This is a genomic window from Heminiphilus faecis (assembly GCF_008728965.1).
GTDB classification, from domain to species: Bacteria; Bacteroidota; Bacteroidia; order Bacteroidales; family Muribaculaceae; genus Muribaculum; species Muribaculum faecis.
Genome location: NZ_VSMC01000025.1, coordinates 1 through 15,198, shown reverse-complemented (window position 1 = coordinate 15,198; position 15,198 = coordinate 1). Strand labels below are relative to the sequence as shown.

Annotated in this window: 13 protein-coding genes; 6 read left to right on the top strand and 7 right to left on the bottom strand. The window is 47.6% G+C overall.

Annotated features, from left to right (window positions below):
* Nucleotides 1–6: 6 nt before the first annotated feature.
* Both FW767_RS10455 and FW767_RS10450 read right to left on the bottom strand, forming a co-directional pair.
* A complete protein-coding gene (locus FW767_RS10455; RefSeq protein WP_121699031.1) occupies nt 7–1,644 on the bottom strand; it encodes an alkaline phosphatase family protein in 1,638 nt (545 codons plus the stop codon).
* Entirely contained in the window at nt 1,617–3,053 is a 1,437-nt protein-coding gene (locus FW767_RS10450; protein WP_121699030.1) for a lipoprotein N-acyltransferase Lnb domain-containing protein, read from the bottom strand. Before FW767_RS10450 ends, FW767_RS10455 begins: the two co-directional genes overlap by 28 nt.
* Before the next feature lie 249 nt (nt 3,054–3,302).
* Between FW767_RS10450 and FW767_RS10445 the strand changes: the two genes are divergently transcribed.
* Genes FW767_RS10445 through metA form a run of 4 tightly spaced genes read left to right on the top strand, consistent with a single transcriptional unit; the run spans nt 3,303 to nt 7,958 of the window.
* On the top strand, nt 3,303–4,706 hold the full coding sequence (locus FW767_RS10445; protein ID WP_121699029.1) for a tetratricopeptide repeat protein: 1,404 nt from the start codon (nt 3,303–3,305) through the stop codon (nt 4,704–4,706).
* A gap of 32 nt (nt 4,707–4,738) precedes the next feature.
* The gene (locus FW767_RS10440; RefSeq protein ID WP_121699028.1) at nt 4,739–6,178 is read left to right on the top strand and encodes a carbon starvation CstA family protein; all 1,440 of its coding nucleotides are present in this window, start codon (nt 4,739–4,741) and stop codon (nt 6,176–6,178) included.
* 30 nt (nt 6,179–6,208) lie between these two features.
* On the top strand, nt 6,209–7,033 hold the full coding sequence (locus tag FW767_RS10435; RefSeq protein ID WP_121699027.1) for a histidinol-phosphatase: 825 nt from the start codon (nt 6,209–6,211) through the stop codon (nt 7,031–7,033).
* A 4-nt stretch (nt 7,034–7,037) separates the two neighbouring features.
* Nucleotides 7,038–7,958, top strand: coding sequence for a homoserine O-acetyltransferase MetA (gene metA / locus FW767_RS10430; protein ID WP_121699108.1), 921 nt, complete (start codon nt 7,038–7,040; stop codon nt 7,956–7,958).
* Between the two features lie 59 nt (nt 7,959–8,017).
* Here the strand turns inward: metA and FW767_RS10425 are convergent, their stop codons facing one another.
* Nucleotides 8,018–8,521: a peroxiredoxin family protein gene (locus FW767_RS10425; protein ID WP_121699026.1), complete on the bottom strand. Its 504-nt coding sequence runs from the start codon at nt 8,519–8,521 to the stop codon at nt 8,018–8,020.
* 370 nt (nt 8,522–8,891) lie between these two features.
* Between FW767_RS10425 and FW767_RS10420 the strand changes: the two genes are divergently transcribed.
* A complete protein-coding gene (locus FW767_RS10420) occupies nt 8,892–10,196 on the top strand; it encodes a DcaP family trimeric outer membrane transporter (protein WP_121699025.1) in 1,305 nt (434 codons plus the stop codon).
* A 109-nt stretch (nt 10,197–10,305) separates the two neighbouring features.
* Here FW767_RS10420 and FW767_RS10415 read toward each other — a convergent pair whose 3' ends face one another.
* The 4 genes from FW767_RS10415 to FW767_RS10400 all read right to left on the bottom strand — a co-directional run bounded on the left by FW767_RS10415 (nt 10,306) and on the right by FW767_RS10400 (nt 13,946).
* Entirely contained in the window at nt 10,306–10,866 is a 561-nt protein-coding gene (locus tag FW767_RS10415) for a 30S ribosomal protein S16 (protein WP_121699024.1), read from the bottom strand.
* An 85-nt stretch (nt 10,867–10,951) separates the two neighbouring features.
* Complete coding sequence (locus FW767_RS10410; protein WP_121699023.1) at nt 10,952–12,946, bottom strand: fructose-1,6-bisphosphatase; 1,995 nt, start codon at nt 12,944–12,946, stop codon at nt 10,952–10,954.
* A 153-nt stretch (nt 12,947–13,099) separates the two neighbouring features.
* The gene (locus FW767_RS10405) at nt 13,100–13,633 is read right to left on the bottom strand and encodes a hypothetical protein (protein WP_121699022.1); all 534 of its coding nucleotides are present in this window, start codon (nt 13,631–13,633) and stop codon (nt 13,100–13,102) included.
* Between the two features lie 130 nt (nt 13,634–13,763).
* The gene (locus tag FW767_RS10400) at nt 13,764–13,946 is read right to left on the bottom strand and encodes a hypothetical protein (RefSeq protein WP_147438750.1); all 183 of its coding nucleotides are present in this window, start codon (nt 13,944–13,946) and stop codon (nt 13,764–13,766) included.
* A 442-nt stretch (nt 13,947–14,388) separates the two neighbouring features.
* Here FW767_RS10400 and FW767_RS13340 point away from each other — a divergent pair, with 442 nt between their 5' ends.
* Entirely contained in the window at nt 14,389–14,616 is a 228-nt protein-coding gene (locus tag FW767_RS13340; protein ID WP_121699107.1) for a hypothetical protein, read from the top strand.
* The last annotated feature ends 582 nt before the right edge of the window (nt 14,617–15,198 follow it).

Sequence of the window (15,198 nt, the reverse complement as noted above, 5' to 3'; positions counted from 1 at the left end):
ATGTTGTTATTTTGATGTTACGATATTTGTTTTCTTGTCGAGATGCATTGGAGGGAGTTGCGAGGCATTTGGCGAGCGTATGCGAAGCAGCCGGGCCACTGTGGGCGCTATGGACCGGGCGTCGATCTCGCCTGTCATGCGCGCCGGGGTAAGCTGCGGCGATAGCAGAAACACAGGAGCGGTCATAAGCCCTGAACGTACGGTTGACCGGTGTTCCTGTTGCGATGTCGGTTCCACTTCCACTATTTCCCATCCGGGATTTACCTCGATAAGTATATCGCCGGCATAATCTACCTGTGTGTTGCGCTTCAGCGCATCGGAGTTGACACCGGCCTTTCCGGCCTGTATGTCATCTATTGTCCATGCGCAGCTCACTCCGCTCATGCGCTCAAGAAAGTCGGCGGCGTCAACACGTAGTTTCTTCGGGTCAAGACCCTTTTCTTTTATGAGTTTATGGTTGAGATATATCTGTCCTTTATGATACCCTGCTATCCATTCGCCGTTGCCGTACTGGGGAATGAAAAACATGTTTAGCAACGATATGGCACGTCGTACCGAAAACTCGCCGTTGGGTATGCTCCATTTATCGTCGTCGCGCTTGTCGTTGGCGGGAGCCGGGGTGCCGGCCACCATGATAAATGTATTGTCAAGGCCTACTTTGCCGTCGATTTCGTTGAAAAGGCGGCCGAGATCGGCATCAAGACGCAGATAGCTGTCCATCATCTCTATGCGGCTGTCGGCGTCTTTAGCTCCTGCGAAAGGTGCTACTGTATAGCCGAGGTTGAGCATATCGATGGCCTCATGCGCTCCGAGTTGCAACCCTTTGAGGTATTCCGTAGCTATGTCGGTGATTTCGGTATTGACCGGAGCCGAGGTTTTGTAATTGCGATAACGGTTTACGTCGTTGTGCTGGAAAAGATAGCGAAACGGGTAAAACTTCTTATAGGCAGGCAGGTCGGGATAACGGTCGGGCGCAAGAAGCGGACGCCATGTGAGAGTGTCGAGCCGTACTGTGAGGGGCTTGGAGTAGTTGCGCGACTGCATGGTCGGCGGCACATCCTTGTAGTGGGTGGTCGTGGCCCATTTGCCTGTGGCGTCGTTTATCCAGAAAGCGCTGTTGCCTGCATGTCCGGAGAGCACTATGGCCTGCGGGGCAGACGGAGCTATCGAGTGCACGGCTCCGAAACCGCCGCCGTCTATGCGTACTTCGTCGGCGAGTGTGCTTACTCTGATGGGCTTGGGCGAGTAGGTCTCGTCGGTATAGTTGCCTATTTTAGACGGGTCGAGTACTATAGGATAGCTACGCTTGTTTTCCGGGTCATATACCATGGCGGCTGGAATGCCGTTGACTGCCGGAGCCGAGCCTGTGTATATCATGGCTGTGGCGGCAGTGGCATCGACAGCCGTGCCGTAGTTGACGTTGTCAAACATGACTCCGTCTTTCATGAGGCGTTTGAAGCCGTTTTCTCCGAAGTATCCTTTAAGAAGATCGAGGTAGTCTTCGCGCAGACCGTCGATCATTATTCCCACTACGAGTTTAGGACGGGGTGCGGGTGCTTGCGCCACAACGGTGAAAGTCACCATTGAAGCCACCAAGGCTGTGATGATACGTCCTGTCAGTCGCGGGTCGTTTTTTCGTCGCATCGTGTGATGTATAAATATCGTGCTGTCAATATGGCGTCAGTCAGAATAAGCGGTATAAACGCAGGGTTTATCGACTGCCCTGACAACGGCCACATCAATGTTAACAAAATTAATGCAACAAAGTTAACAATTCCGTACAATATTACCAACCGACGGCACTTTTTTATGAATATGCATGCAGGTATGATAAGGCATAGCGGATTGAGCCACAGCAGCAATATGTTGGGCGATGTGGCTTCATGTACTGATATAAGCACAAGAAATGCTGTTACGCAGCCGGCCGTTCCGTAAAGCGAGAAGATTAAGAAGTCATACCAGCGTGTTATCTTTCGACGTTTTAAGTCGCGGAGAGTCACGACTATGGTTATAATCAGCAATGCTATGGCTGCGGCCATCGGGGTAAAATACCAAGGAGTGGGCGATGCCGGGCCTCCGTCGGGACGGCCTTCTGATATGATCCGCGTGCCGGCTGCAAGCGGTATTTTACGGTTCATGGAGTCTTTTACAACGGCTGTTTTCAGCATTTCCGACAGCATAATTGGGGCAAAGGCCTTCTCCCGGGCGCTTATCGGATAGTCTATGCCGCTTCCTAAAGCGAGGTCTATACCGAACTGATACCATGGATATCCTTTGTGATAATGCCGCATTGCGTCGCGGAACGACCATCCTTCGGTTCCCGACGGAGCCGTAAGTGCTATCGTGTCGCCAAGCGCACGCTCTATCATCGATAGAGGTCTTGTGGAACAGTTGTCCTTTACATAATTGTAGCGATACACGCGGTTCTCGGGACGGAGGTTACGGTCGAGCAGTGCTATAAGGCTGTCGGCCTGCCGGGAGGTCAGATTGAGAGGCTGTTCGGTTACCGATCGGCCTTGACGTTGATAGCCCTCCATGAAATGTTCAAACGGGTAGGCCGCCACCATATAGTCGGTCTCTCCCTTCACGAATCTATACACGAAGTTGGGGGCATTGAAGTCGAAAATGCCGTAATTGACCGCCATGTCCATATCTCCGCTCCTGACACGTAAGGCCGTGTGGCCGCACAATTCATAGATGTCGCGTCCGGGCGAGCAAGTGATCAGGCTTACCTGCACCGACGGCGCTTCGGCCTCTGCCGTGCTGTCGGTCGTTTCCGTCGCGGCTGCATGTACCGGCAGCAACAATGCCGCCAGCATTACCGACTTGAACGTATGAAAAGTTTTAAGAGAAATGAATTGCGACATGAAGGAGTAATATTTATATTTTAAACGAAATTCTCCGGCACGGTCTTCGTAAGTGATTTGCCGTCCGTCTTCCCATAGTTCATTGATGTCATTTGAGTTGAGCCGGTAGCCGTACGCCTTGCCACGGTCAAGAACTGCACCTCTTAAGCTATCAATGAATTTTGAAAGAATTTCTGTTGATATCATGCTGTTTTCAGATATTTTTAGATACAAAGGTAGTCATTTTCCTGAATATTAAGGCTATTTTCTATAAAGTGGCATATTGTGTGTTTGTGCCCTGTGAGGTGTTTGTTGATATCTGGTTCTGGTATGGATCAATGTGCGGGTGAAAAGTATGTTAAAAGTTTTTGGTGTCGGCTCTAATGGAGAGTAATTACTTTGACGGTATTATAATTATGTGTAATTTTGAAGCTAAATTGAGAAAAAAGCGTCATTATGTCATACATAAAGTTACGTAAATACATATTGGGTGTTGCCGTGGCGATGGCTTCGACGGCGACAGCATATACACTTGATGAGGCCAAAGAGATGTATCAGGCCGGCGACTTCGCAGGTGCGTTGCCGGTGTTTGAGGAGGCCTTGGCGAGCAAGCCTAAGGATCCGGCTTTAAACCAGTGGACGGGAGTGTGCCTGCTTCGTGAAGGACGCCATGACGAGGCGTTGCCATATCTTAAATTTGCCGACACCAAGAGGGTGACCGAGGCGCCTCGCTATCTTGCCGAGATAGCCTTTTACCATTATGCTCTTGATGAAGCCGACGAGTATATAGACAAGTATGAAGCGTCGCTCAAGAAGTCGCGTAAGCAGCTGCCGGAGGATATGGACATTCTTCGTGAGCGCATAGGCATGGCGAGGGCTATGCTTGACCGTGTGGAGAAGATTGTGATTATCGACAGCGTGGCTGTAGACCGCGATCAGTTCTTCAAGGCTTACAGGCTGGCTCCGGAGAGCGGTTCGGTCAATTCGACCGAAGTACTACCCAAGAGCGTTGCTGCGGCTGATCCTTCAACCGTATATATGCCGGAGACCCGTAATTTCATGATATGGGCCGCTCCCGACTCGGCCGAGAATTTTGTACTGACCGGTGCCAGCCGTCTTTTTGACGGATCATGGGAGACGCCGGCGCCGCTTGGTAGCGTGCTTGACCTTGACGGCGACAGCAATTACCCGTTTATGATGCCTGACGGTGTCACATTATATTATGCCAATAATGGCGAGGAGTCGCTTGGCGGATATGACATATTTATATCCCGCAAGGACGAAGACGGTTTCCTGCAGCCTCAGAATATAGGTATGCCATATAACTCGCCGTATGACGATTATCTGCTTGCCATCGATGAGGTGACCGGTGTGGGCTGGTGGGCTACCGACCGTAACCGTCTGGGCGATTATATAACGATATATAAGTTTATTCCTTCTGATCTTCGCAACAATTATCCGGTGGATTATCCCGAACTTACCGACATGGCTCGTATAACTGATTATAAATCGACATGGGAAGATGGCAAGGATTATGCCGATCTGCTCGACGCAATAAAGGAGATAGACCCGGATAAAAAGCTGCGTAAACCCGACTTTCGGTTTGCTCTCGGTCAGGGACGTGTATACATTTCTTGGAATGACTTCAAAAACCCTCGTGCACGTAAGCTCATGAAGCGCTATCTTGACGACAAGAAGCATCTTGACGGTCAGTTGGCGACTCTTGAGAAGATGAGGCGTCAGTATCGCGACGGTGACACTTCGTTGAAAACTGCTATCCTGAACATGGAGGCGGAGATTGACAATGCGAGGTCGGAATTGAAAAAGTCGGCCAACGATGTTATAGCCGCTGAGAATTAAATACGGAAAGATTAGTAACCAATCATATTTAGATGACATTGTTTCTTGTATCTCTTGCCGTATTGGTAGGAGGATATTTTATATACGGACTCTTTGTGGAAAGAGTCATAGGATGTGAGCCCAAGCGGGTTATGCCTTGTTATTCCAAGCAGGACGGTGTCGACTATATGCCACTGCCTACATGGAAAGTATTTTTGATACAGTTCCTTAACATAGCAGGTCTCGGACCCATATTCGGCGCCATAATGGGTGTCATGTACGGCCCGGCTGCATTTTTATGGATTGTGTTCGGCACCATATTTGCCGGTGCTGTACACGATTTCCTGTCGGGAGTGATATCTATACGTCGTGACGGAGCATCGCTTCCCGAGATTGTAGGGGCGGAGCTCGGCGCCGGCGTAAAGCAACTTATGCGCGTATTTTCGCTGGCACTCATGGTGCTTGTCGGTGCCGTGTTCATTCTTACTCCCGCCGAACTGATAGCCGGAATGACTCCCGGATGGATGGACTCTACCTTTTGGATAATAGCCATATTTGTCTATTACATGCTTGCCACATTGCTTCCGATAGACAAGCTTATCGGCAATATATATCCGGTGTTTGGCTTGGCATTGCTGTTTATGGCAGTGGGCATAATGAGTGTGCTTATATTCGGTGACGTGGCCATACCCGACGGTATATCGGACGGGTTGTACAACCGATCGCCGTCGGCCGGGTCGATGCCGCTGTTTCCGATGATGTTTGTGTCTATAGCATGCGGTGCCATTTCGGGTTTTCATGCCACTCAGTCGCCCATGATGGCCCGTTGCCTTAAAAACGAGAGGCTGGCCCGTCCGGTATTCTATGGAGCCATGGTGGCCGAAGGTATTGTGGCATTGATATGGGCTGCCGCAGCCATTGCCTTTACCGGCGGATATGGTGAATTGAGCGCATTCCTGTCGGAACACGGAGGCACTGCCGGCCTCGTGCATGCCATATCCATTGATTGGCTCGGAGCCTTTGGCGGAGTCCTCGCCATACTTGGCGTGGTGGCCGCACCTATAACGACTGGCGACACGGCTCTGCGTAGCGCGCGTCTTATTGCCGCCGATTTCATGCGCTATCAGCAGAAAACCGTAGTAAGACGTCTTGTGGTATCGGTACCTATATTTGCCTTGACATTCTTTATCATGCAGATAGATTTCGCTATATTGTGGCGATATTTCGCATGGTGCAATCAGACTCTTGCCGTATTTACCTTGTGGGCGGTGACGGTCTATCTGGCACGTCATCACAAATTTTATTGGCTCACGATGCTGCCGGCGCTGTTCATGACATGTGTATGTACATCATATATATTGTATGCTCCGGAAGGGCTGAGCTTTCGTTATGATGTGTCGATTATGTTGAGCCTGCTGACTGCTGCGGCTGCTCTGGCATGGTTTGTCAAAAAACAGTACTTTACAAAAAAGATTCTTTCTCCTTTAGATTAAACTTATTTTAAGTTTTCCAACAGATAGTTTATGATTGACTTCTCAAATATAGTATCAACGACCGACCGGTACAATTTCCATAGCCACACACAGTTCTGTGACGGGCGGGCTGACATGGCGGTCATGGCCGAGGCGGCCGTTAAGTCCGGCATGCTCCATTGGGGATTTTCACCGCATTCTCCGGTGCCTATAGAATCGTCATGCAATATGCCGATGGATGACGTAGCTCCATACGTAGAGGAGGTACAGCGGTTGAAGACCGTTTTCGGTTCACGTATCAGCCTTTATACATCAATGGAGATAGATTATCTCGGTGATGACTGGGGGCCTTCACACAGCTATTTTGATACAGTGCCTCTTGATTATCGCATCGGCTCTGTGCACTTTCTGCCGTGCGGCGACGGTTACGTAGATGTAGACGGACGCTTTGACTCGTTCAAGATCAAGATGGAGCGTTTTTTTGATAATGATATACGTCATGTCGTAGAAACCTTCTACCGACAGTCGGTAGATATGGTGGAGGCGGGAGGCTTCGATATAATCGGACATTTTGATAAAATAGGCCATAATGCGTCCATGTTTGCTCCCGGCATAGAGGATGAGGTGTGGTACGGAAAGTGTGTTGACCGGCTTGTAGACGCCATAATCAAGTCGGGTGTAGCTGTTGAAATCAATACGAAGGTGTGGGAGGGTGAACGGCGAATTTTCCCCTCATTCCGTTATCTGCCTCGTCTTGTAGAGAGCGGTGTCACCATTGTAGTCAACAGTGACGCCCATTATCCTGACAAGGTCGATGCCGGTCGCGAGGAGGTTATAAAGCGTTTTGTAAAAAAGATTGATAATTATAATAATTGAAATAATGCCTGTTAGAGTTCCGGTTTCGCTTCCTGCCGTCGAGATGTTGAAGGAAGAAAATATATTTGTGATCGATGAACAGAGAGCCTCGTCGCAGGACATAAGACCGTTGCGTATAGGTATACTGAACCTTATGCCGCTAAAAATTATGACGGAGACCGATCTGCTTCGGCTTATTTCCAATACTCCGCTGCAGGTGGAACTTGATCTTATCGACACGGCATCGCACGTGTCGCGCAATACCCCTCGTGAGCACGTCGAGGAGTTTTACAAGACATTTGAAGAGATAAAAGACCTTAATTACGACGGTTTCATAATAACCGGTGCGCCGGTTGAAAAAGTCGACTTCGAGGAAGTCGATTATTGGGATGAGTTGTGCGATATATTTGACTGGGCGCGAACGCATGTCACATCCACATTATATATATGCTGGGCGGCTTTTGCCGGTCTGTACCATCATTACGGAGTGCCAAAGCATGTGATAGACCGTAAGATTTCAGGGGTGTTTCCACATCGGGTGAATGATAGCCGCAATCCTATATTCCGCGGGTTTGATGACGAGTTTTATGTACCTCACAGCCGTTTTAGTGAGGTGTTGCGCGACGAGGTGGAGCAGGTGAAAGGGCTTGACATAATAGCCGAGAGTCCGGAAAGCGGCGTATACATGGTGATGGCCCGCAACGGGCGTGAGTTTTTTATCACCGGACATTCCGAATACTCACCGTATACGCTCGACTTCGAGTATCGCCGTGATACGGATAAAGGTATGAATCCTGCTGTCCCTGCCCATTATTATATTGATGACGATCCGTCCAAAGGGCCTATAGTACGTTGGCGCTCACATGCCAATCTGCTTTTCAGCAACTGGCTTAATTATTTTGTATATCAGGAGACTCCTTACGATATCCGCGATATTCACAGCTGACGACGGCGTAATAAGAAAATAATAAAGCCTGTCGTCATTGATTGCGGCAGGCTGTCGGTTTAGTTGATTGCGATCTCTTTAAGCATTTTTTCTGTCGGGTTCTTTGCTACGATGCGGCCTTGCGGGTCGATTAAGAAAGATTTCATTCCCGACTCAAGGTGATAGTCTTTAATCAGTTGATTGGCTTGACTTCCCTTGACATGGAATTGTGATTTCGCACTAAGACCGTCTCTACGCACTATCTCACGAAAGAGGCGCTCACTACGGTCAAGATTGACCGATAAGAGACGGAATCGTTCTTGAAAGTTATCCGAAGCTTGGCACTCTTCGAAGTCTGAGTAGTCTCTGCATGCTATACGAGAAGCTGGATCGCTTGACGTCCAGAATTGCAGAAGTACCCATTTTCCCTTCATGTCATCAAGAGCTATGACCGAGTCGTTTCGCTCTACTCTGAACATTGGGGCTCTGTAGCCATTCTTGCCGTCTACGGCAGTATTTGTGGCGGCTGATCCGAGTCCCAAAAGAACGGCGAAGATCACAATGATTGTCATTGTTTTCTTCATTCTTTAAAATTAAAATTACTACTAACAAAAAGAGGACGGTAAACGTAGAGTTTTGCGTCGGTGCGTCACTCTTTTTGTTGCCGATTTTCGGCTTAGGCTGAACTCTTTCAACCTTCGAAATAACAATTTCAACGATGCAAAGTTAGTGCTTTTTGCCGTAAATATGCAATTTTAATGAGTGCGGCACCCCGGTTTTAAATGTTTTGTGGCTCCGATTCCCTTTGTCGGCGCGCGTTTCAACCGTTTGTTAAATATTCCAAAAACAATGTTATGCAACATATTTTGTCTGCCGAGGCGTTTAAATCGGTAATGATTATAAACATATCGTATGTCCTGTTGTTGTAATATATGTTAACAAATTTGTATTATTATGAATAAAAAATTCGCTTTGGCGTTGGTGCTTGGTTTAGGTGCTTTATCATCTTTTGCCGTTTCTCCGGCCGAACAACAGTTGGAAGAGCTTAAAAAGAGCCATCACACGGTTAATATAGACAAGGATACCGAGTTGGATTCGTTGACAGAAAAAGATCTTATCGGTTTGTTTTATTATGACCAGTTCAGACACTTTCAGGATCCTCGTGCTCCATATTTCATGTTGATGAGCAAAACCCATCAGTATGCGATGGGTGTGGGAGGTGTAGTAAGGATGCGTGGATGGTATGACTGGAACGGCGCTATGCAGAACAGCGCTTTCATACCTTATAATATAAGTATCCCCAATGATCCTACACGCGACCGTTGGTTCGGTACCACTCCCGCGGGCACGGCGTTGTTTTTCTCTGTATTCGGGCGCAATCCGAAGTATGGCAACTATCAACTGTATATTGAAGCAAATTTCAACGGTTACGGTAATCGTGACTTCCATCTTAAGAAAGCTTATGCCGCCGTGGGCGACTGGACGCTTGGCTACACAAACTCAACTTTCTCCGACCCTGCGGCTCAGCCGCCTACAGTCGATGCTCAGGGGCCTAATTCGGAGACAAGCGATACAAACATGTTGCTGCGCTGGATGCACACAGTGAAGGACCGTTATGTGTTTGCGGTGTCGATCGAGACTCCCAACGGTGACATACCCGAACTTACCGATGTATACAAACCGTGTAATGATTATATGCCCAATTTCGCTGCTTTCGTTCAGTACCAGTGGAAAGGAGGACAGCACATCAGGTTGTCGGGGATTGTAAGAGGATTGGAATACCGTGACCTGAAAGCCGGAAAAAATCATAAGGTGACAGGGTGGGGTGCTCACTTGAGTACGGTATTTCGTCCGGTAGATCCTGTGACTGTTTACGGAGCTTTCATAACCGGCAAGGGCATAAGCAGTATAATTAATGATCTTCAGAGCTCCAATTCGGACTTGGTCGGCGATATAACCCGTGACGGACGCATGTATGCTCCGTTGAGCATAGGATGGTATGCGGCTTTGCAATACCACTTCCGTCCCAATCTGTTTTCGACCATAATGTTCAGCGAGGAGCGTTTTCTTCCTAAGCATGAGCCGCGTTATGAGGATCTTACTTACAAATACGGACTGTACGGTACTGCCAATCTGTTCTGGGACATAACGCCGCGCTGTCAGGTAGGCATGGAGTATAATTTCGGCAAGCGTCAGGACATCGATCTTCAGCATCGTTGGGTAAACCGCGCGTGTCTTATGGCGCAGTTCAGTTTCTGAAGTGGTAATGCCGGTTTTGCACCGTTATTATCAGACAGGGTGTAAATGCAAAAAGAGTTGTACCGATGTGGTACAACTCTTTATTTTTAATGCGAAGTCGCTTAAAGACTTATTCAGCGGCGGGAGCCTCGGCAGCTTCTTCTGCGGGAGCCTCGTTGGCAGCCTGCTCGGCTGCTGCAGCAGCTTCTGCTTCAGCCTTGGCAGCGGCGAGTTCAGCTTTCTTCTTGGCTACTTCCTCGGCTTTTGCCTTGTTCTTGGCAGCTTCAGCCTCAAAACGCTGTTTGTTCTCAAGTTCTTTCTTGCCGGCTATTGATGCTTTTGCGGCATCAACGTTAGCCTGACGCTGGGTTTTCCAAGCTTCGAAGCGGCGCTGAGCCTCTTCTTCGTTGAAAGCGCCTTTCTTCACACCGCCCTGAAGATGCTTCATGAGAAGCACGCCTTCGTTGGAGAGGATGGTGCGAACGGTGTCGGTGGGTTGGGCACCTACGTTAAGCCAATACAAAGCCCGCTCGAAGTTTAAAGTTACTGTAGCAGGATTAGTGTTCGGATTATAAGAACCTATCCTTTCAATAAATTTACCATCTCGTGGTGCCCTGCTATCGGCGATTACAATAGGATAAAACGCATAGTTCTTGCGACCATGACGCTGTAATCTGATTTTAGTTGCCATTGAAAAATAATTAATTTAAGTGGTTTTGTATTGCAAAATGCGGTGCAAAGGTAGACAAAATCCTTGAAATACACAATCTTTAGTGTTACTTTTTTGTGCGCTCCTTGATGATGCCGTGGCGATAGGCATAGAGCAGTTCCGATAGTTCATCGATCTGGCTGAGGAGTTCTCGGCCTTTGTCGGTATCGCGTACGCGCATGCGCTTCTGGCTTAGTTCCACAAGTTGTATTGTGCTTACGATGTCAGTACCGTTTCTTATTGCTTCCTCGGCTGAGGTAAATGGCTCATGCTGCACAAGTTGCAGCCCGCGGCTATGAAAGACGAGTGTGTATCCTGCTATACCGGTCGTGCCGTGATAGGCTTTTGCAAAGCCTCCGTCGATTACCATCAGTTTGCCGTTGGCCCGTATAGGTGTTTCGCCTTTGTTTATACGTACGGGCACATGTCCGTTTATTATATGGCGATGCTCTCCTTCCACACCAAACTCATCAAGTATCATGTCGCATACAGCTTCATTGTCGCGCAGAGTGTAGTAACAGCCCTTTTCCTCGCGGTGGGTTTCTGGGTCGGTTATGAAGTAACGTTCAAAAGTAGCCATCCGCGATTTGTCAAACAGGGGAGAATCGGGCCCGCACCATAGATACCAGTAATAGTCTATAGCGAAGTCGCGTTCTTGTTTCGGAGTATCATCGTTGTAGGCCGAGCGCATCAACATGCCTATGCGGTGCATTAGTTCGCGGCCTTTGTATAGCCGGCCGTTAAGATCGACTTCTTTCAGAGAGCCGTCGGGGTTGATCGGAAGAGAGGCATGAAAAAGCAGATTGGAATTGAATACGCCATACATGCATCCGTGAGTGAACAGACACTGTACGTGTTTTTTGAGTTTGTCGCTTACGAGAAACGAGTGGTGAAGTTTTGCTACAAGATCGGCTTCTTCAGGTGTTAGACGGTAGGGGGCGTCAGGACTGACGGTGGGGAAGTTGCACTCTTTCATGGCATACTCCTTGCCGTCGCGGCGGAATGTCTTTCGGTCGAAGTCGATGTATTCGAGCAGCTTGCGGTCAGTCATGCCCCATTCGGGACGTCGGTCTATCATGGCCGCTTCGAGCTTGAACTGGATTATACTTATGGCCTTGTGCATCTGCGCTATCAGACGGCGTGTCTTCTCGTTGTGGGTGGTGTCGTCGCTGTCGAGATGCGGGCCGAATGTATCGCACGGGTCGTCGCCGTAGGTCTCCATGGCAAATGTGGCCAGCGGCACGAGGTTTATGCCGTAGCCGTCTTCGAGAGTGGCCATGTTGCCGTAGCGCAGTGACAGGCGCAGTACATTGGCTATGCAGCAGTCATTGCCTGCGGCGGCGCCCATCCACAGCGCGTCGTGATTGCCCCATTGTATATCGAAGTTGCCATAGTTACACAAGGTGTCCATGATTATATGTGCGCCGGGACCGCGGTCAAATATGTCGCCGAGTATGTGCAGCTGGTCTATGCTCAGGCGTTGTATGACGTTGCACATGGCCACGATAAAAGAGTCAGCCTGTCCGGTACTGATTATAGTCTCGATTATGCGGTTGAAGTAGGCCTGCTTGTCGTCATCTGACGGCGACTCATGCAGAAGCTCCTCAATGATGTAGGCAAACTCCCGCGGGAGCGCCTTGCGCACCTTGGAGCGTGTGTACTTTGACGATACAGTCTGGCATACCCGTACCAGCTGATGGAGGGTGATATTATAGAAGTCATCGAGATTCTTTTCCGCGGCTTTTATGTACTCGAGTTTCTGTTCGGGATAGTAGATGAGTGTGCACAGCTCGCGTATCTCCTGTCCGCGCAGCGAGGTGCCGAATATTTCGGTGACTTTACGCTTTATGTTGCCTGAGGCGTTTTTCAGTATGTGGCGGAATGCTTCGTGCTCTCCGTGAAGGTCGGCCACGAAGTGCTCGGTGCCTTTCGGTAGGTTCAGTATGGCTTCGAGGTTGATTATCTCCGTACTTGCGGCACTTATGTTGTTGAATGTCTGCGACAGCAGTTCAAGCACCCGCCGGTCGGTGTCTATTTTGGCTGATGTAGGTACATTTGGCATGATCAGGTAGAATTTTTATGACGAAGCCAAAGATAGTGAATATGAATCAAATTAACGTCGGCTTTCGAATGAAATATAAGACCGGTTCATCAAAAAGCAGGTGCGGCTTTCGTATGTCCGCACCTGTATGTGTATTATGCAGGGGTGCAATTTTTATTCCTCTATGCCGTATAGTTTTTCGAGCTGTTTTTTTGTCAGGTTTTTTGTTTCGACTTTGTATTCGCTGCCGCCTACAAGGGCTATGATGACTTTTGTATCTTTCGCCGGATCGTCAGGCAGCACGCAGTCAATGGCTATTTCCGCGGTATCCTGCTTGACAACAAGAGGATTGGCTACATTAAATTTGATTGCCTGAAGGAAGCGTGGCTTTTTCTTTGCTTCACGAGTATAGGCTATGTAGTCATGTATTACTCCGTCCTCAAAAGTATAGCCGGGTATGTAGTCGGCACTGACTCCGGGCACGCTCTTTTCGGTGGTGAAAGTGATTTTGCCGTCCGATACCATATTTACATCAAGAGACTGCATATCGGCTGGCACGGTAACAATCATATATTGTTTGGTAATGCCGGTGAGTTTTCCTGAATCATCGACGGTAAACACGCGAGGGTCACGATCAAGATTTTCGTCCTCATCACATGCCGTGCATAACACTGCCATCATAGCAAAAAGTAAGTAAAACTTTTTCATAATAGTTAAGGTTGATATTATTTCGAAATTTATTAGTTGCGAAACAAAAGCTAATGCAAAGTAAATTTATTTTAAATTTGAAAGCAAATGAAACCGATATGTTATATAACATAAAATTGTATATTTAACATTACTCTTGCTGTGGGGCATTGTCAGTTGGATATATGTCGGTTCTCTCGGTTATTGTCATAGAGTATGTTTCGCCGCGTGTGACTTTGATAACAGGATCCCATATAAGAAAATAATTAAGTTTAAACTCTGCATGCGCATCGGGCGCAGCATCCTTGTCAAAATTGACATTTACAATTACCATATAGCGAGGTTTCTTTTTGCCTTTTGCTGTGTAAGGAGTATAATCATATATGGGGCATAAAACGAAGCGATTTGTTTGTTGGTCGGGCAAATGATGTTAAACGATTTGCAGTTCAATAGGTTAGGTGGCTATCTGAAAAATGAAGCGATATTTCCAAGCGGTTTTTCTTTTACATGGTTCTTACATCAGCTTTACAAAATGGGGCTGTTTGGGGCGAAAACGCCTCGGTTTCTTTACATCGCCTGTGCAATTTGTGTATAAATGGGCTTGGATGGCACTTTGTTGGCGTGTGCGTGCCTTTTTATCCAAATAGGAGGTCTTTTGAAGTGTAGGCGATCTATGGTATATTGATCGCATTTTTTTGCCCCAGTTTCTAAAATTTTTCTCAAAAATATTCCAAATAATCACTATTTGGAATATTTTGGCTATTTTTGTTGCTGTAATGAGCAAGATTATACATGTACATCTTATATGCCCGATAGTGGGTGAAAAACAGCGGGACTGGTACTTTGCCAGTATCTCTGCGGTGTATTCTGTCTTGACACCGGAACAAGTAGGAGCATCCAAGAGCTATCTGCTCCATGCTGGGCTGTCAGATAATGGCACGGTGATAACTAAAAGGGCTATAATTAAGCAGTCTACGCTTATTAGAGGCAGTAGGACGGGCTGAATGATTAATGATAAAATAACGCCGTTATAACAACCTTCGTGCGTTATTCATTTCAATGCTGTGGGGAGCGATTTTCGCTCCCCTTTTTTGTGCCTTTTGAGTTTAGGGTTACATTTAGGGTTACATTTCCCATTTTTTCAAGGTTTGTATTTCATAGGATAATAACACATATAATCATTATAACCTCAAAATATCGCAAAATTATTATAGGAAAATCCCCCGATTGTTTTAGTGTGTTTGTGTGTTGTAAATAGCTGTATTATAGTTTGTTATACTTTTTGTGCCTTGAAAAGCCCATAAGCTTGCGTGTGTGCGTTAAAAAGAGGCTATCATGCGTATTTGCATGTAAGCCGTGTGGTGTTATTCAAGGTGTATTACCCCGACCACACGGGCTATCCCGACGATTTCATCTTTGGGGATGTCGAAAGGGTCGTATTCGTGGTTATCTGATACAGCTGGAAAAGCCACTCTACTTTGACCCTTTTGGCCAAACAGAATTCACCCCTTTGGCCATAATATGATTGACCCTTTTGGCCCAAATAACATTAACCGCTTAACACAAGAGTTATTAGAGATTTTTTG

What these genes read in the sequence shown, in the direction of transcription:
- FW767_RS10455 (WP_121699031.1), bottom strand. Translation starts at nt 1,644, where the DNA reads ATGCGACGAAAAAACGACCCGCGACTGACAGGACGTATCATCACAGCC.
- FW767_RS10450 (WP_121699030.1), bottom strand. Translation starts at nt 3,053, where the DNA reads ATGATATCAACAGAAATTCTTTCAAAATTCATTGATAGCTTAAGAGGT.
- FW767_RS10445 (WP_121699029.1), top strand. Translation starts at nt 3,303, where the DNA reads ATGTCATACATAAAGTTACGTAAATACATATTGGGTGTTGCCGTGGCG.
- FW767_RS10440 (WP_121699028.1), top strand. Translation starts at nt 4,739, where the DNA reads ATGACATTGTTTCTTGTATCTCTTGCCGTATTGGTAGGAGGATATTTT.
- FW767_RS10435 (WP_121699027.1), top strand. Translation starts at nt 6,209, where the DNA reads ATGATTGACTTCTCAAATATAGTATCAACGACCGACCGGTACAATTTC.
- metA (WP_121699108.1), top strand. Translation starts at nt 7,038, where the DNA reads ATGCCTGTTAGAGTTCCGGTTTCGCTTCCTGCCGTCGAGATGTTGAAG.
- FW767_RS10425 (WP_121699026.1), bottom strand. Translation starts at nt 8,521, where the DNA reads ATGAAGAAAACAATGACAATCATTGTGATCTTCGCCGTTCTTTTGGGA.
- FW767_RS10420 (WP_121699025.1), top strand. Translation starts at nt 8,892, where the DNA reads ATGAATAAAAAATTCGCTTTGGCGTTGGTGCTTGGTTTAGGTGCTTTA.
- FW767_RS10415 (WP_121699024.1), bottom strand. Translation starts at nt 10,866, where the DNA reads ATGGCAACTAAAATCAGATTACAGCGTCATGGTCGCAAGAACTATGCG.
- FW767_RS10410 (WP_121699023.1), bottom strand. Translation starts at nt 12,946, where the DNA reads ATGCCAAATGTACCTACATCAGCCAAAATAGACACCGACCGGCGGGTG.
- FW767_RS10405 (WP_121699022.1), bottom strand. Translation starts at nt 13,633, where the DNA reads ATGAAAAAGTTTTACTTACTTTTTGCTATGATGGCAGTGTTATGCACG.
- FW767_RS10400 (WP_147438750.1), bottom strand. Translation starts at nt 13,946, where the DNA reads ATGGTAATTGTAAATGTCAATTTTGACAAGGATGCTGCGCCCGATGCG.
- FW767_RS13340 (WP_121699107.1), top strand. Translation starts at nt 14,389, where the DNA reads ATGAGCAAGATTATACATGTACATCTTATATGCCCGATAGTGGGTGAA.